The organism is Halolamina salina, assembly GCF_042678005.1.
In the GTDB taxonomy this organism is placed as follows: Archaea; Halobacteriota; Halobacteria; order Halobacteriales; family Haloferacaceae; genus Halolamina; species Halolamina salina.
In genome coordinates this window covers 11,419-12,166 of record NZ_JBHUDH010000008.1, presented here as the reverse complement: position 1 = coordinate 12,166, position 748 = coordinate 11,419, and the positions used below count along the sequence as shown (strand labels likewise).

General features: G+C 70.3%; 1 protein-coding gene and 1 pseudogene. Both read right to left on the bottom strand.

Going from position 1 to position 748, the window contains the following annotated elements:
• Positions 1-361, bottom strand: a pseudogene (locus ACFR9S_RS00925) (hypothetical protein); the annotation flags it as partial.
• 41 nt (positions 362-402) lie between these two features.
• Positions 403-666, bottom strand: coding sequence for a hypothetical protein (locus ACFR9S_RS00920; RefSeq protein ID WP_379817773.1), 264 nt, complete (start codon positions 664-666; stop codon positions 403-405).
• Between the last annotated feature and the right edge of the window lie 82 nt (positions 667-748).

Genomic DNA, 748 nt, shown 5'->3' with positions numbered 1-748 from the left:
CCGCGTCGAGCCGGCGGACGTTCTCCCGGAACAGGTCGAGGTCGCCGAGACTGCCGCGGTTGGCGGTACAGTGTGCGACCGCTCGGTCGGCCCCCGCCGCCGCCGCGAGGTCGAGCGCCCGTTCGAAGTAGGCGTGGACGCCGTCGGCGTGTTCCGGCGGCGCGTGGACGAGCGGCTGCTCGATAGGGAGGTGGACGATCAGGTCGAGGCCGGCCGCCTCACAGCGCTTGCGGACGGTCTCGGGATCGAACTCACGGAGCGGGACGTTCGACTCGCCGAGAGAGGGCTCGACGAACGAGAACGTCTCCGGCGTCTCGGAGATGCGATCGAGGAACGGGCCGACGCTGTTACCGTACTGCATCGTGTTCGCGCTGTGAGCAGTCGGGAATAGCTCTTCCGGAGTTAGAGCAGCAGCGCGACTGTCCCGACTGCCGCGGCGACGGCGGCGGCCCACCAGACCGGCGTCCGCTCGTCGGGACCGCCGATCCACTCGGGACGGAACACGCCGACCAGCGCGACCAGCGTCAGCAGAGCGAAGCCGATGATCGCGGCGACGTTTCCGGGCCAGACGCCGACCCGGGTGACCGCGATCCCCCACGAGAGACTCTGTGTGGCGCCGAGCCAGCAGAGGGCCAGCCAGAACGTGCGACGGGGCGTGAACTCCACGACGGGGGTGGCGGGCGCGGCGACCGAAAAGCTGGCGGGCGAAATCCTCAAGCCGGCGGCGGGACAGCGGCGAGTATGGAGA